The sequence below is a fragment of the Armatimonadota bacterium genome (genome assembly GCA_017993055.1).
Lineage (GTDB): Bacteria > Armatimonadota > UBA5829 > DTJY01 > DTJY01 > JAGONM01.
In genome coordinates, this window is record JAGONM010000015.1 from 1 (window position 1) to 14,859 (window position 14,859).

12 protein-coding genes are annotated in these 14,859 nt (G+C 65.3%); 6 read left to right on the forward strand and 6 right to left on the reverse strand.

All coding sequences use genetic code 11. The features are described 5' to 3' along the window. The first annotated feature begins 188 nt into the window (after positions 1-188). From KBC96_07440 to KBC96_07455, 4 genes are all read left to right on the forward strand, one after another. The gene (locus KBC96_07440) at positions 189-1,373 is read left to right on the forward strand and encodes a GNAT family N-acetyltransferase (GenBank protein ID MBP6964221.1); all 1,185 of its coding nucleotides are present in this window, start codon (positions 189-191) and stop codon (positions 1,371-1,373) included. Between the two features lie 29 nt (positions 1,374-1,402). Beyond that, on the forward strand, positions 1,403-2,440 hold the full coding sequence (locus tag KBC96_07445) for an SIS domain-containing protein (protein ID MBP6964222.1): 1,038 nt from the start codon (positions 1,403-1,405) through the stop codon (positions 2,438-2,440). A 59-nt stretch (positions 2,441-2,499) separates the two neighbouring features. Then, positions 2,500-2,904: a four helix bundle protein gene (locus KBC96_07450; protein ID MBP6964223.1), complete on the forward strand. Its 405-nt coding sequence runs from the start codon at positions 2,500-2,502 to the stop codon at positions 2,902-2,904. A 152-nt stretch (positions 2,905-3,056) separates the two neighbouring features. Further along, complete coding sequence (locus KBC96_07455) at positions 3,057-4,184, forward strand: M20/M25/M40 family metallo-hydrolase (protein ID MBP6964224.1); 1,128 nt, start codon at positions 3,057-3,059, stop codon at positions 4,182-4,184. A gap of 123 nt (positions 4,185-4,307) precedes the next feature. Here KBC96_07455 and KBC96_07460 read toward each other — a convergent pair whose 3' ends face one another. From KBC96_07460 to KBC96_07485, 6 genes are all read right to left on the reverse strand, one after another. Further along, positions 4,308-5,705, reverse strand: coding sequence for an MFS transporter (locus tag KBC96_07460; GenBank protein MBP6964225.1), 1,398 nt, complete (start codon positions 5,703-5,705; stop codon positions 4,308-4,310). A gap of 134 nt (positions 5,706-5,839) precedes the next feature. Next, positions 5,840-6,106: a type II toxin-antitoxin system RelE/ParE family toxin gene (locus KBC96_07465; GenBank protein MBP6964226.1), complete on the reverse strand. Its 267-nt coding sequence runs from the start codon at positions 6,104-6,106 to the stop codon at positions 5,840-5,842. Beyond that, entirely contained in the window at positions 6,090-6,302 is a 213-nt protein-coding gene (locus tag KBC96_07470; protein ID MBP6964227.1) for a ribbon-helix-helix protein, CopG family, read from the reverse strand. Before KBC96_07470 ends, KBC96_07465 begins: the two co-directional genes overlap by 17 nt. A 206-nt stretch (positions 6,303-6,508) precedes the next feature. After that, the gene (locus tag KBC96_07475; protein ID MBP6964228.1) at positions 6,509-7,774 is read right to left on the reverse strand and encodes an aminotransferase class III-fold pyridoxal phosphate-dependent enzyme; all 1,266 of its coding nucleotides are present in this window, start codon (positions 7,772-7,774) and stop codon (positions 6,509-6,511) included. A gap of 180 nt (positions 7,775-7,954) precedes the next feature. Continuing rightward, positions 7,955-9,811: an endo-1,4-beta-xylanase gene (locus KBC96_07480; GenBank protein ID MBP6964229.1), complete on the reverse strand. Its 1,857-nt coding sequence runs from the start codon at positions 9,809-9,811 to the stop codon at positions 7,955-7,957. Between the two features lie 32 nt (positions 9,812-9,843). After that, positions 9,844-10,554 (reverse strand): SIS domain-containing protein, encoded by a 711-nt coding sequence (locus KBC96_07485; GenBank protein MBP6964230.1) that lies wholly within the window; start codon positions 10,552-10,554, stop codon positions 9,844-9,846. A gap of 293 nt (positions 10,555-10,847) precedes the next feature. Here KBC96_07485 and KBC96_07490 point away from each other — a divergent pair, with 293 nt between their 5' ends. Both KBC96_07490 and cysK read left to right on the forward strand, forming a co-directional pair. Continuing rightward, positions 10,848-12,959 (forward strand): family 10 glycosylhydrolase, encoded by a 2,112-nt coding sequence (locus tag KBC96_07490; GenBank protein MBP6964231.1) that lies wholly within the window; start codon positions 10,848-10,850, stop codon positions 12,957-12,959. Between the two features lie 954 nt (positions 12,960-13,913). Further along, the gene (gene cysK, locus KBC96_07495) at positions 13,914-14,804 is read left to right on the forward strand and encodes a cysteine synthase A (GenBank protein MBP6964232.1); all 891 of its coding nucleotides are present in this window, start codon (positions 13,914-13,916) and stop codon (positions 14,802-14,804) included. Positions 14,805-14,859: the final 55 nt, after the last annotated feature.

Sequence of the window (14,859 nt, forward strand, 5' to 3'; positions counted from 1 at the left end):
GGCCGGGATGATCCTTGAGCAGTATGAGCGTCTGAGAGCTGAGCGTTGATAGAGTAACCCGTCAGTCCTGAGTGCGCCTCCGGGCGTGTATCGAAGGACGGCCTGGCGCCGCAAGAACGCCCTTCGATACGTGCCGTCATTCACCGGCACACTCGGGGCTCACGGGGTAATGGTAGAGAGAACCTGGTATGCCCGTTTTCCGCGCGATACGATTGTCCGAGTTCGAGGAGTGCCTCGACCTGTGGGAGAGGGTCTTCTCCCCGGTGCCGAGGAGCCTTTTCGTCCCCTATTTTTACGGCGACCCATGGTACCGCCGGGCGTACACCCGCGTCTGCGAGGAGGACGGCCGCATCGTGAGCGCGGTGCAGGTCGTCGAGCGGCGGGTCTGCGTCGGGAGCGCCGAGCTCGTGATGGGCGGAATCGGGAACGTCGCCACCGACCCGGGCTACCGCGGGCGGGGCCTGAACACCCGTCTCCTCCGGGACATCATCCGCGTGATGAAGCGGGAGGGCATGGACTTCTCGGTGCTCTTCACCGGCATCTGCGACTTTTATGCCCGTCTGGGGTGGCGCTCGGTGCCGATGAAGACGTTCTCCGGGGCGATCCGGTCCCGCCTTCCCCACGCCGCCTCGGAGTTCACCGTCCGCGAATGCGACTTCGCCCGGGACCTCGACGCCCTGCGGGGCATCCACCGGGCGTTCAGCGGCGGGAGGCCGTTCACGACCGCGCGCACTCCCGGGTACTGGAAGGGCTACGTCCTTCCGAGGTTCGGCCCGCCGGAGGACACCCTGGTGGCGGACTACAAGGGCTCGGCGGTCGGCTACCTGCTCGGCCGGTCGAACGGAGAGAACTCCTCGATCGGCGAGTTGGGCTGTCTCCCGGGCCGCGAGCGGAGCATCGGGGCGCTGATGCGGGCGAACGCCGCCCGGATGCGCCGCCGGGGCGCGAAGACGATAAACGCGTGCATCCCCGAGGAGCCCGGGGTGCTCTCCGCCTTCCGGGAAGTCGTGCAGGACTTCAGCGCCGCCGAGACCAGGGGCGGGATGTGCCTGGTGACGAACATGAGGTCGCTCGGCCGGCGGCTCCTGCCCGAGTTGAACCTGCGCGCGAGGGAATCCGGCTGCCCGTCCGGCTCGGTCAGCCTCGACACGGAGATGGGCCGGTTGGTCCTGTCCGTGTCAGGGGGGAATGTCTCGCTCGGCGGGGAGCGGCCGGTCCGCATCCAGATCAGCCAGCCGGACTTCTTCCGCCTGCTCTTCGGCATCGAGGACGGCAAGGAGTTGGCGGCGGGCGCGGCGAACGAGACTGCGGAGATCGTGTCGGCGCTCTTCCCGAAGCGGCGCCCGGTCTTCTGGGGCCCGGACCATTTTTGAGCCACTCGCGCAACACTAAGGAGACGACGATGTCATTCATGCTCGACGAGATTCACGAACAGCCGCAGTTGATACAGAAGGTCATTGACGCGGAGCGGGGCAACGTCCGCAAGCTGTGCAAGGCCATCCGTGAGCGCGGCGTCAAGATGGCGATCATCACCGCCCGGGGAACCTCGGACAACGCGGCGCTGTTCGGCAAGTACCTGTTCGAGATAGACAACGGCATACCGGTGTCTCTCGCGGCCCCGTCGGTCATAACCCTCTACGACGCGAAGTTCGACCTCTCGAACGCACTGGTCATCGGCATCTCCCAGTCCGGCGAGTCCACCGACGTGGTGCAGGTCATGCGGCGGGCGAAGGAGATGGGCGCCCTCACCGCGGGCATCACGAACGTGGCAGGCTCGGAACTGACCAAGATCGCGGACCACACCCTGCTCTGCCACGCGGGCGAGGAGCGGAGCGTCGCGGCGACCAAGACGTACACCACCACACTCGCGCTGATATACATGATCTCGGACATCCTGGCGGTCGAGGACGACCTGATCCCGCGGCTCGAGGCGGCGGCGGGGATGATATCGAGGGTCTTCCAGGTGGAGAGCCGCATCGAGGAGATCGCCCAGCGGTACAGGTACATGGAGGAGTGCAAGGTCGTCGCGCGGGGGATGAACTACGCGACCAGCAAGGAGGCCGCGCTGAAGCTCGCGGAGACCTGCTACGTGTCGGCGGAGCCGTTCTCGATGGCCGACCTGATGCACGGCCCGATCGCCGTCGTGGACGCGGGCTTCCCGGTGTTCATGTACGCGCCCCAGGGCAAGGGCTTCCCGACGATGGTGGAGCTTGCGGAGAAGCTCGTCGGGTGGGAAGTCGAGACGATCGTCTTCTCGAGCGAGGACGAGATCCTGAAGCTGGCGACGATACCGGTGAAGCTGCCGGTCGCGGTCGAGGAGACGTACAGCCCGCTGGTCTACATCGTGGCGGGCCAGCTCTTCGCGCAGTACCTCTCGGTCGTGAAGGGCCACGACCCCGACCGCCCGAGGGGTCTGTGCAAGGTGACGCTGACGATGTAGCTCGTACTCCCAATCCTACTCGTACTCCTTATCGTACTCGTACTCGAGAGGCCGCGGCGATGGCTACCCGATTCGATCACGAGAAGTTGGATGTGTACCAGGAAGCCATTTCCTTCGTTGCCTGGGCCGACGACATCACTCAGTCCATGACGGGCAAGTGCTCTGTCAAGGACCAACTCGACCGGGCATCTACGAGCGTTCCGCTCAACATCGCCGAGGGGAATGCGAAGCGATCCATTCGCGACCGGTGTCGCTATCTGGATACTGCGTGCGGCTCGGCCCTGGAGTGCGCTGCCTGTCTGGATGTCATTGTGGCGAAGGGATTGCTGAGAGCGGACGACGTCGAGTGCGGGAAGGGCAAGCTGCAGCGGATAGTGTCCATGCTTGTGCGGCTCATCGAGAGCACGGCGAACCGAGTGGGAGAGGAAAGAGCCGAGTACGAGTACGAGTACGAGTACGATTAAGAGTAGGAGCAGGAACAGTAACCTGCATGGGCTGAGCATCGGCCTGCTGAAGAGCGCCGAGCTCCCGGACCTGAACGCCGATGCTTCGCCCGATTCGAGTACGATTACGAGTACGAGTACGAGTACGATTACGAGTAGGAGTAGGAGACTTCATGGCAAACCAGGAACGACTGATCAACGATTTCCTCCGCCTCGCGGCGGTGAACAGCCCGAGCAGGCACGAGAAGGAACTCGCCGACATCCTCGCGGGCGACCTTCAGGCGCTCGGACTCGAGGTGTCCCGCGACAACGCGGGCGAGCGGATCGGCGGCGACACCGGCAACGTCTACGGCTTCATGAGAGGGACCCTCCCGGACGCCGTGCCGATCATGCTCAGCGCGCACATGGACACCGTCTCCCCGACCACCGACGGGTGGGGCTACGAGATCGAGGGCGACACGATCCGCGGGCTCGGCAAGACGATCCTCGGCGCGGACGACAAGGCCGGGATCGCGGCGATCCTGGAGGGCATCCGCCTCGTTCAGGAGCGGGGAGTCCCCCACGGCGACGTGCAGGTCATGTTCAGCATCAGCGAGGAGACCGGGCTCTACGGCGCGCGGTACATGGACCCTGCGAAGCTCCGCGCGAGGTGCGCCTTCGTGCTCGACATGGGGAAGCCGGTCGGGTGCGTCACGGTCTCCGCCCCGTCCCACGACAACATCCTCGTGAAGGTTCGCGGCAAGGCGGCCCACGCGGGCGCGCGCCCGGAGGACGGCATCAGCGCGGTGGTGGCGGCGAGCAAGGCGATCGCGAAGATGAACCTCGGCCGCATTGACCCGGAGACGACCGCCAACATCGGCAGCATCGGCGGCGGCACGGCCCGGAACATCGTCCCCGAGTTCTGCGAGGTGCGGGGCGAGGCCAGGAGCCGGAACGACGAGAAGCTCGACGCGCAGGTGAAGCACATGACCGAGTGCTTCCGGGAGGCGGCGGCGGAGACGGGCGCGTCGGTCGAGGTCGAGGTCAACCGCTCATACCACACCTACCGCCTCACGGAGGACGACGAGGTGGTGCGGATCGCCCTGAGGGCGGCGCGGCGGGCGGGCATCGAGCCGAAACTCCACGAGACCGGCGGGGGTAGCGACGCGAGCATCTTCAACGCGCAGGGCTTCCCGGCTACGGTGATCGGCGTCGGCTACGAGGGCGCCCACTCGGTGGACGAGCACATCACGATCCCGGACTGGCTGAAGTGCGCGGACATGGTGGCGGAGCTGGTGAAGGCGGCGGCGGAGCGCCTCTGACTCCTACTCGTACTCGTAATCGTACTCGGGTTCAAAGTCCAGGGAATGGGACGGATGGGACCGATGGGATTGATGGGACTGCCGCCAATCACTAATCACCCATCAATCATCACTAATCACTAATCACCAATCACTAATCACCCGTCGCTCGTCGCTGTTCACCGCCTCGCGCAGATGCCCCGGCAGGTTCCGCACCATCTCCCTCGCGCAGCCCGCGTCCGGCTCCCTGATGCGCCCCGCAACCCACGCCGCCAGCAGGATGAACGGCACCGTCACGTAGAACGTGCACCGGATGTCGGTCGAGACGCCGAGCGCCTTGAGCCACTCAGGCAGGTGCCCCCCGATCGCCGGGAGCGGGGCCGCCAGGAGAAGAACCACCACCGAGTAGACCGCGAGCTGCACCGACCGCCCCGCGCTGGGGGTGATCTTGTAGATGAGCGTGTTCAGCGCCACCGATACGCCCGCCACGGCGAACCCCCCGATCAGGTTGACCGGTATCACCACGAGGTAGACCGTCAGCGGCTTCGTCAGCCCCAGCCAGACCAGCGGGATCGGAGACAGAGCGACCGAGCAGGCGATGAGCACCGGGCGGCAGCCGTATCGGTCCACCATCCTCCCCCAGAACGGCGACGACAGGAGCATCGTGACGGTCGCCACCCCGCCGAGTATCCCGAAGCCGAGGAACGGCATCTTCAGGTCGCGCAGGATGTACGTCGCGTAGAACGGCCCGGCGATCGCCTGGAACGACCAGATCACCGCGTAGAGCATCACGACCATCAGCGCCCGATTGGCGAGCGTGTCCCTCACCATGCCCCGAAAGCTCGGCCGCGTCTCGTGGTGGGTCATCGGCACGTCGGACTGCGGGAGGAACAGCAGGATGTTGACCAGCCCGAAGACCATGCCGAACATGAACAGCCAGCTGAACCCGGCGAGGCCGAAGTGCTTCGCGCGGTCGAGGAACGTGCCCTCGACGACGGCGAAGACCGCCCCGATGATCCCCGCGTACATTATCGCCCGCCCGAAGAACGTCCCGCGCTTCTTCGCCGGGATGAGGTCGCCGATCCAGCTCGACCGGGCGTTCCCCGCGACGTAGGCGAACATCGTGTTGACGGTGATGACGCCGATCAGCCCGGCGATCTTCAGGTTCGCGGGCATCCCGCGGGTCAGGGACGGCATCATGATGATGACCAGCCAGCCGAGGACGCTGACGAGCGACGCGGCGATCGTGAGCCGGCGCCGGCTTATCCCCCGCTCGATCAGCATCGAGGAGAGGAGTTGAACGACGATGGTCAGCATCGGGATCGTGCTCATCAGGCCGATCTGCACGTCGGTCGCGCCGAGTTGGAGCGCGTAGCCGATGAGGAACATCCCGCCGGTGGACGCGGCGAAGATGGCGCTCAGCATGGACTGGACGTACGAGAACTTGATCGCGCGCTCGATCTCGCGGTCGGAGACGGGCGGGTCGGGCTGATCGGGGAGCAGGCTCTCTTCTGTCTGATTCTCGTCGGTTGGGGAAGTCATGGTATGAGGATACGCCGCCGGGCGCAATCATCCTGCGTGGCCGGCGAAAAACTTTCGCGCGTTCGCGAACACGTTCGGGACGGAGTTGATGTTCGGGAGGGAGTTGTACTCCCTCCCGCGGACCGCTCGGGGAATCAGTCGTATACGGTGCTTCTGTGTCCGACTGCGAGGACGAGCACAACCACCCGGTCGTCCTCTATGCGGCACACGATGCGGTAGTCTCCGACTCGGTACCTCCAGAAGCCCGCTCTGTCGGCTGTCAGAGGCTTACCGAGGCGGCGAGGGTCTGCGTCGGTGGCGATGCGTTCGCGCAGGTATTTCAGTATCCTGCGCCTGGCTTCGTGTCCGAGTTTCTCGGCGTCCCTGACAGCCCGCTCGTCCCACTCAACCTTCCACGCCAAGGCGCTGCTCCGCTTCCTCCATCGTCAGCCTGCGGCCGGGCTTCTCCAACCGATCGAGCGCGACGTATGTATCCTCCATGTCCTCGATGTACCTGAGTATCGCTTCCCTGGCGTAGAAGGTCTTCGTGCGTCCGGTTCGTTTCGCCAGGGACGCGAGGCGGTCGTCAATATCCGCCGGGAGCCTGACTGCGAGCATGCTTTTCATCGGGGCGGCCCTCCAATCTGATATACATGTATATCATACCCCATCCGGCGGAGAAAATCAACAGGTGAGTTCCACGTTCGGGAGGGAGCTGATTGGAGGGAGTTGTACTCCCTCCCGCAGGGCTCGCCGGGGAGTTCAACTCCCGGCCCGGTGGCGCGGGCAGGAGTGCAACTCCTGCCCGAACGATGCCCTGGGGTCTACAGTATCCCCTCGAGCATTTCCAGCGCCTCGGCGACCGACTCGTCGAAGGCCGAAACGACCGTCGCGATCTGCTCCTCCGTGATGATGAGCGGCGGCTCGAAGCGGAGGACCTTCGGGTTGTTGAGCGTGTATGCCGCGATTACCCCCCTGCGCGCCAGCCCGCCGATCACCAGCTCGCCGACGTCCTCGTGCGTGAACTCGACGCCGATCATCAGCCCCATGCCCCGGACCTCCGCCAGCGCCTTCGGATGCTTCTCGCGGACCGCCTCGAGCTTCGCCTTGAAACCCGCGCCGAGCTTCGCCGACCGACCGGAGAGGTCGTCGCGCCGTATGACCTCGATCGCCGCCAGCGCCGCCGCGCAGGCGAGCGGGTTGCCCCCGAAGGTGGAGGTGTGCATCAGCGGGTTCTCCGAGAAGACCGCCTCCCAGACCTCGGGCGTCCCGACGAAAGCGCCGATCGGCATGACTCCCCCGCCGAGCGCCTTCGCGAGCGTCATGATGTCCGGCTCGACCCCCCAGTGCTCCGACGCGAACAGCTTCCCGGTGCGCCCGAGCCCGGTCTGCACCTCGTCCATGATGAGCAGCGCGCCCCGCCGAGTGCAGATCTCCCGGAGCCTCGGAAGGTAGTCGTCCGGTGGTATGCGAATCCCGCCCTCGCCCTGGATCGGCTCGACGATGACGGCGGCGGTGTCGTCGGTGAAGGCGTCCTCGACGGCCCGGGCGTCGCCGAACGGGACGTGCGCGAACCCGGGGATCAGCGGCTCGAAGGGCGACTTGTAGAGTTCGCGCCCGGTCGCGGAGAGCGAGCCCATGCTCTTCCCGTGAAAGCCGGCGGCCGTCGCGATGAAATGCTTCCTGCCGGTGAACATCCGGGCGGCCTTGAGAGCGCCCTCCACAGCCTCCGCGCCGCTGTTGCAGAAGAAGCTGAACCGCAGGCGGCCGGGGGTGATCTCCGCGAGCAGTTCGGCGAGATCGGCAAGAGGCTTCCCGAAGAAGATCTTCGACGAGAGCGGCATCCGGTCGAGCTGGGCGCGGACCGCGGCGACGACCTCCGGGTGGCGGTGCCCGAGGCTGAAGACGCCGTACCCGCCGAGGCAGTCAATGTACTCGTCCCCGGAGACGCCGGTCACGACGCATCCCTCAGCCGAGGCCTCCACGTCGCCGAAACCCGCGAACCGCATCAGGTTGGCGAGCATCGGGTTCACGTACTCCTTGTACTTCTCTATCGTCTCTTCGATGATCCTCTCGGCAGTCTCGTCCATTTCCTTCTCCTTGACAGAACCGTCAGCCCTGAGTGCTCGGAGCGAAGCGGAGAGTGTATCGAAGGGCGGCATACCTCCGCCAACCCCTGCACCTGTGCCGCCGTCCTTCGATACACGCCCAGAGGCGCACTCAGGACTGGACGGGGGGTATGCGCGCTCAGGACCAGCGCTTCCAGTCAGTCACTCCTCCACCAGCTCTATATCATCAAACCACGTCGTCCCCGTGTTGTTCGTGCTAATCAGGTTCACCCGGACGAAGGTCGCGCCCCTCGGGGCCTCAGCGGCGACCGACGCCTTGAACCAGTCCCCGGTGCCCGCGATGTACTCCGTGCGCTCCTCGCCGATGTAGGTCCACATGTTGCCCGTGTACCAGTAGAGCGCGATCGAGCTTTCGCCCGTCGCGTCCTGGGTCTTCAGCCAGCCGGTGAGCCTGTACCTCTTGCCCGGCTCGACGGGAATCGGGGAGGCGTCCCACACCGCGCGCTCGCCCGACCCGGAGATCGAGACGCACCCGGAGCCGTTCCGCCCGAGGCCGCTCGTCTCGAACTTGCCGTCCTTCGCGGTCGAGTCGAACCTGCCGGGGGTCCACCAGCCGGGATTGCTCCCGTGGATGACGTCGAGCGAGCCGTTGTTGAGAAGGTCCCGCCCCTTGCGCTCGAGGTTCGGGGTCGCGGTCCTGCTGACCGTCCCCAGCAGGGCGGGGTCGGCGTTCGTCACTATCACCGGGACATCGGCCACCGCGAACCGCCCCTCCTTCACGTCAATCTCGTTGCCCAGGACGTCCTTCGCGTCGAGGCCGCTCTTCTGCCGGAGGGTGACGGCTCTCCGGCTGCCGTCCATGCTCCAGAGGATGAGCACGCGCTTCCCGTCGGGGATCCCCCTCCCCCTGCCCCCTCCCTCCGGGGGAGGGGGTGTCGAGTCATCGTTCCGCGCCGCGGCGTGAGGGGGTTTCGGTCGGTTCTCCCCCTCCCCTCGAGGGAGGGGGTTGGGGGGAGGGGGTCCGAAGACGTAGCACGCGACGTCCTTGCCGACCGACGCGTATCCCTCGAACTCCGCGCACGGGCCGGGGGAGCCGAGGGCCTCGGTCAACATCCTGTAGGCCTCGTAGGAGGGCTTCGGGTCGAACGGCTCGTAACTGCGGACGAGGCCCCACTTCTCGCCCCAGTCGTCGAGGCAGAACCACATCAGGTTCTCGACGCCGTTCGCGAGCGCGATCGCGTACGACTGGACGAGGTAGACCGCCTGGTTCCGATCCTCCCGCTCGTCGCGGCTCGTCCAGCCCATCTCGGTGATCCAGAGCGGCTTCGGCTTGCCGCAGCCCGCTATCTGCGACTGGGTCAGGCGGAGTATCTTGTCGAGCCGCTGATAGAGAGGCCCGCCCGCCATCGAGTAGGGGTGTATGGAGATGCCGTCGCAGGAGTCCCAGCCGCCGTTCTCGTGAATGCCCTCGATGAACCCCAGGTCCGGGCCGCTCGTCGCCGCCGCGAGGACCGTGCAGCCGGGGTCGGCCTTCTTCGCCGCCTCGTAGGCCTCCCGGAGCATGAGAGTGTAGTCCTTCACGTTCGGCTTCGGCCAGAAGGTCGGGATGTTCGGCTCGTTCCATATCTCCCAAACCTTGAAGGTGTCCTTGTACCGGCTGACGACCTGGTAGACGTAGTTCGCGTAGGCCTCGCGCTCCTCGGGCGTCGCGGGAGGGGTGTTGTTCGACCAGGCGGACGAGTAGCAGAGGATGACGCAGGCGTTCATCCCGTTGTCCCTGTAGAACTTCGCGACCTGGTCGGCGAACGTCCAGTCGAACCTGCCCTTCTCCGGCTCCACGACGTTCCACCAGAGCTCGAGCCGGTCCCAGTGCATCCCGGCGTCCTTCATGATCTTCGACACGCGCTCCATGTCGGCCCAGATGTTCGGGTTCTTCCGGTTGTGGGCCATCTTGAGGCCGTTCATCCCGAACGGGCTCGGGTCGTACTTCGGCGCGGATGAGGCTGTGCTGATGATGAGCATCGCTATTCCCGCGAGGCAGGCTATCCTCGTTGACATTCTGACTCCCGACTCCTGACTCCTGACTTCTCTCACAATCCCTTGATGAGGTGCTGGTACTTCGCGAACACCTTCTTGTTGTGCTCGTCGCCGCCCTCGACGTTCGCGCTGATGAAGACCGGCGGCTCGATCCCCCGGTCCACCAGGTTCTGCACCGTCTGGGCGATTATCATGTCCACTATCATCGCGCCGGCGATGGTGGATGTCGCGCATATCCTGCCCGGCACGCCCTCGACCTCGAGGATCGCGTCGCCCGGCACGCCGCAATTGTCTATCACCAGGTCGGCAGCCTCGAAGAGCCGCTTGCCGGAGGGATGCCGCGCGCTCACCGACCGCGAGTGGGCGAGCGAGGTGACGGCGATCGTCTTGACGCCGCGCTGCCGGCACTCCAGGGCGGTCTCGATGCCGAGCGCGTTCCGGCCGGAGTTGCTGATTATTACTACGACCGATCCGGGCGGCGGGTTATACCAGTCGAGGAGCTGCTTCGCGTAGCCCTCGCACCGCTCGGCGCGCCCGAAGCTCTTGTCGTGGATGACGTCCACCGGGGCGAGGCCCCCCGCGCGGTGATATGCCTCGGCCGCGATCATGAGCGAGTGGCCTCCGCCGAGCAGGTAGAGTATCTTTTCGTCGGCGATGCTGTCCGCCACCATCTCGGCGGCCTTCCGGATGCTTTCCGACTGCGTATCGTTGATCCTGCCGAGCACCTCGGTGATCTTAGAGTAGAACTCCTGAGCTTTGTTCATGGGGTGTTCCTTTCCGAGCTTGTTCGTCTGAGGTAAGGTTCAGCCGCGCGCGCCCCGAATCCTTCCGGGCAGCCCCTCCGTGCGCGCTCGATCTCAGCAGGCGGAGTTGCCACCGTCCTTCGATACACGCCCGGAGGCGCACTTAGGACTAGCGGGTTTTCTTCCGGTAACCTATCTCCGTCAGCCCTGAGTGCTCGGAGCGAAGCGGAGAGTGTATCGAAGGGCGGCTGAGCCCGCCTTACCTATTGACAGATCGGCCGATTTGTGACACAATGGTGACAGAGAGGAATACTATGACCACACGACCAATCGTTCCTGTTTTGCTAGTCCTTGCAGCGCTCGTTTTCTCCCATGCACCGGCGTCCGCCGACCCGCCCGAGTACCGGATGGCGTGGGTATATGGATACGCCAGCGAGTTCGCCAACCCGACGGCGACCAGCACGATGATCAACACGCTGGCCGACAACAACTTCAACGTCGTCGTGCCGGAGATACGCATCGTCGCCGGGTGCTACTACGACTCGGACCTCGAGGAGTGGGCCAGCGACGTCCAGCCGGGCTATGACCCTCTCGCCGACATGATCGCCAAGTCGCACGCCCGCAACATGGAGTGCTGGGCCTGGATACTCACCTATCGCGTGGCCATGACCCCCACTCTCAGCAACTGGGCCACCTACACGAACACCGGCACCAAGAGCACCCAGCTACTCGACCCGGGCTGCCCCGGAACCCAGGACTACGTCTGCAAGATCGTGAAGGAGATCGTCACCAAGTATCCCGGCCTCGACGGCTTCAACTTCGACTACGTCCGCTATGACGGAAACCAGTACGGCTACAACCCGATCGCCAAGGAGCGCTTCCGAAGCGAGTACGGCTACTACCCGCCCACATCCACCTCGGACACGAACTGGCCGGTCTGGGCCGCATGGAAGCGCCGACAGGTCACCGACCTGGTGAGGAAATGCTACGTCGAGGCCACGAAGATCAACCCGCAGATCAAGATGACCGTGGACACCATAGGCTGGATGGGCTCCGATCCGAACACGAACTTCGAGGGCACGCGCGCCTACTCCGAGGTGTGCCAGGACCACAAGGGCTGGATGCAGGAAGGCATCGTGGACGTCAACATCCTGATGAACTACAAGCGCGACTGGTGCACCGCGACCGAGCCTTGCTGGACATACGGCGGCAAGACCTACTGCGGCGGCGATCAGCAGGGCGATCACCGGCTCTGGAGCAACTGGCTCAAGAGCATGCAGACGTCCACCGGCAGGCACTCGATTGACGGCATCGGCGGGTACATGAACGTCATGTCCGGCATCCTCGCCCAGTGGCAGTACAGCCGCGCGAACGGCATAGGGCTCGGCGTCTTCCGCTACGGGTTCACCATCGGCCTGGAGGACCCGGCCAACCCCGGGAAGCCGGTCTTTAACTCGGGTACGACCGTGGTGACTCACGGCAGCGAGACGACGTTCTACAACACCGTCAAGGCCAATATGTTCCAGAATCCCGTCGCCGTCCCCGCCATGCCCTGGAAGGAATCGCCGACCGCCGGGATCATCTTCGGCACCGTGACCGACGCCGCCCTGAACGACCCGATCTACCAGTCGTGGATCTGCAAGGCGACCGTGACCGTCAGCGGCCCCGTGACCCGATCCATGCCGACCGACGCCACCGGCACCTACGGGTTCCTGAACCTCCCGCCGGGGACTTACACCGTCACCGCCTCTAAGTCAGGCTACCCGAGCCGCGCATACACGGCCCAGGTCCTCGTTGCCGGGCAGGTCCTTCGGCGCGACATCGATCTCGGCTTCCTCCCCTGCGTCTCGCCCACCGCGGCGAAGGCCCTCGGTGACAATACCAAGATCGCGCTCGTCGGCTCGATCGTGAGCGCCTCATTCTCGGATCACTTCTACGTCGAGGCTCCGGACCGCTCGTGCGGCATCCGGGTGAACATGGCGGGCCACGGGCGCCTGCCGGGAGACGGCGCGGACGTGAACGGCGTCTTGAAGACGAACCTCGACGGCGAGCGGTACATCGAGGCGTCGGCGGTCTCCCTTGCCGGAAGCGGCGCGATAGATCCGCTGGAGATGATCGGGCGGAGCGTAGGCGGAACTGACGGCGCGGGTCAGCCGGGCGTGGCAGGCGGCGTGGGCCTGAACAACATCGGACTGCTCGTCTCCACCGTCGGCAAGGTCACCCACGCCGAGAGCGGCTTCTTCTACGTGGACGACGGGAGCGCCCCCGCGGACGGCTCCGGCTTCGCGGGGATCAGGGTCCTCCCCTTCGGGCTCAGCGTCCCGGCGGAGAACTCCCATGTGGCAGTCACCGGCGCAAGTTCCTGCTTCAAGAGCGGCACGGACCTCCATCCGCAGATTCGCGCGACGGCGATCACCAGTTACTGATCGGGGGCGGCGGCGCCCTCCGCCGCTCCTGCTCTCAATCCTACTCGTACTCGTACTCGTACTCGTACTCCAGTTCGCGGAATAGGACGGATATGACCGACGGGACGGATGGGACGCCCACCAATCACCACTCACCAATCACCAATCACTAATCACTAATCACCGATCACTGGTCACCTATCTCCGTCAGCCCTGAGTGCTCGGAGCGAAGCGGAGAGTGTATCGAAGGGCGGCCTGGGGCGTGACGGGTGAAGCCCCCTGCCGTCATGCCGGACTCGATCCGGCATCCATCCGGAGGGTCCTGGATCCTGAATCGAGTTCAGGATGACGACACGTCGTTCAGGATGACGGGATGTTGCGGGCGACAGACACCGTCAGCCCTGAGTGCTCGGAGCGAAGCGGAGAGCGTATCGAAGGGCGGCCTTGCTCCGCCAACCCCTGCACCTGTGCCGCCGTCCTTCGATACACGCGCTGGAGCGCGCACTCAGGACTAGCGGGTTTTCTTCCGGTAACTGGTAACTGGTAACTGGTCACCGGCCGCCCACTCCGTCAGCCCTGAGTGCTCGGAGCGAAGCGGAGAGTGTGTCGAAGGGCGCCCTGGGGCGTGACGGGTGAAGCCCCCTGCCGTCATGCTGAGCCTGACTCAGCATCCATCCGGTGGGTCCTGGATCCTGAATCGAGTTCAGGATGACGACACGTCGTTCAGGATGACGGTCGGTTGTTCAGGGTGACGCCGGCCTCTCGTCCGACACACACCGTCAGCCCCTGCACCTGTGCCGCCGTCCTTCGATACACGTCCCAGAGGACGCACTCAGGACTAGCGGGTTTTCTTCCGGCCACCCACTCCGTCAGCCCTGAGTGCTCGGAGCGAAGCGGAGAGTGTATCGAAGGGCGGCCTGCTTGCCGAATGCGCCGAAAGCTGGTAACATCAGGCTATCCACACACCCGAGGGATATCATGCTCACCGACAACATACTCGATCTCATCGGCAACACGCCGCTCTTCCGGCTCAAGGGCGAGAACATATTCGCAAAGGCTGAGTTTCTCAATCCCGGGGGGAGCATCAAGGACCGGGTCGCGCTTGCGATGCTCGAAGGGGCCGAGCGCGACGGCAAGTTGACGCCCGACTCGATCATCGTCGAGCCGACATCCGGGAACACCGGGATCGGGATCGCGCTCGTCGGGCGGGTCAAGGGGTACAAGGTCCGCATCGTGATGCCCGAGGGGATGAGCGAGGAACGGAAGAAGCTGATCCTCGCGCTCGGGGCCGAGCTGATCCTCACGCCGGACTGCGAGAGCATCGGCGGCGCGGTGAAGAGGGTCAACGAGATCGCGGCCTCCGACCCGCGGGTCTACGTCCCCCAGCAGTTCGAGAACCCCGACAACCCGAGGGTCCACTACACCCAGACGGCGGTCGAGCTCTGGCGTCAGACGGGCGGCGAGGTGGACTGCTTCGTGGCGGGCGTAGGGAGCGGCGGGACCCTGCAGGGCGTCGGGACGTTCCTCAAGGAGCACAAGCCGGGCGCGCGCATCGTGGCGGTCGAGCCGAAGAACGTGTCGGCGCTCCTCGGCCATGAGCCGGGCCTGCATCAGATTCAGGGGATCGGCGATGGGTTCATCCCGGCGGTGCTCGACGTGTCGCTGGTTGACGAGGTGATCGAGGTGACCGACGAGGACGCGATCGAGACGACGCGGCAGCTCGGGCGCGACTTCGGCCTGCTCGTGGGGATTTCGTCCGGCGCGAACGTCTGGGCGGCGCGTGAACTGGCGAAGCGCATCCCCGGCAACATCGCGACGGTCCTCCCCGACCGTGCCGAGCGGTACTTCAGCACGGCGCTGCTCTAGCCCGTACTCGTAATCGTACTCGTAATCGTACTCGTAATCGTAATCGGGAGCTCCG

Excerpts from the sequence above, each read along its gene's own strand:
- KBC96_07440 (MBP6964221.1), top strand. The coding sequence starts at position 189 with ATGCCCGTTTTCCGCGCGATACGATTGTCCGAGTTCGAGGAGTGCCTC.
- KBC96_07445 (MBP6964222.1), top strand. The coding sequence starts at position 1,403 with ATGTCATTCATGCTCGACGAGATTCACGAACAGCCGCAGTTGATACAG.
- KBC96_07450 (MBP6964223.1), top strand. The coding sequence starts at position 2,500 with ATGGCTACCCGATTCGATCACGAGAAGTTGGATGTGTACCAGGAAGCC.
- KBC96_07455 (MBP6964224.1), top strand. The coding sequence starts at position 3,057 with ATGGCAAACCAGGAACGACTGATCAACGATTTCCTCCGCCTCGCGGCG.
- KBC96_07460 (MBP6964225.1), bottom strand. The coding sequence starts at position 5,705 with ATGACTTCCCCAACCGACGAGAATCAGACAGAAGAGAGCCTGCTCCCC.
- KBC96_07470 (MBP6964227.1), bottom strand. The coding sequence starts at position 6,302 with ATGCTCGCAGTCAGGCTCCCGGCGGATATTGACGACCGCCTCGCGTCC.
- KBC96_07475 (MBP6964228.1), bottom strand. The coding sequence starts at position 7,774 with ATGGACGAGACTGCCGAGAGGATCATCGAAGAGACGATAGAGAAGTAC.
- KBC96_07480 (MBP6964229.1), bottom strand. The coding sequence starts at position 9,811 with ATGTCAACGAGGATAGCCTGCCTCGCGGGAATAGCGATGCTCATCATC.
- KBC96_07485 (MBP6964230.1), bottom strand. The coding sequence starts at position 10,554 with ATGAACAAAGCTCAGGAGTTCTACTCTAAGATCACCGAGGTGCTCGGC.
- KBC96_07490 (MBP6964231.1), top strand. The coding sequence starts at position 10,848 with ATGACCACACGACCAATCGTTCCTGTTTTGCTAGTCCTTGCAGCGCTC.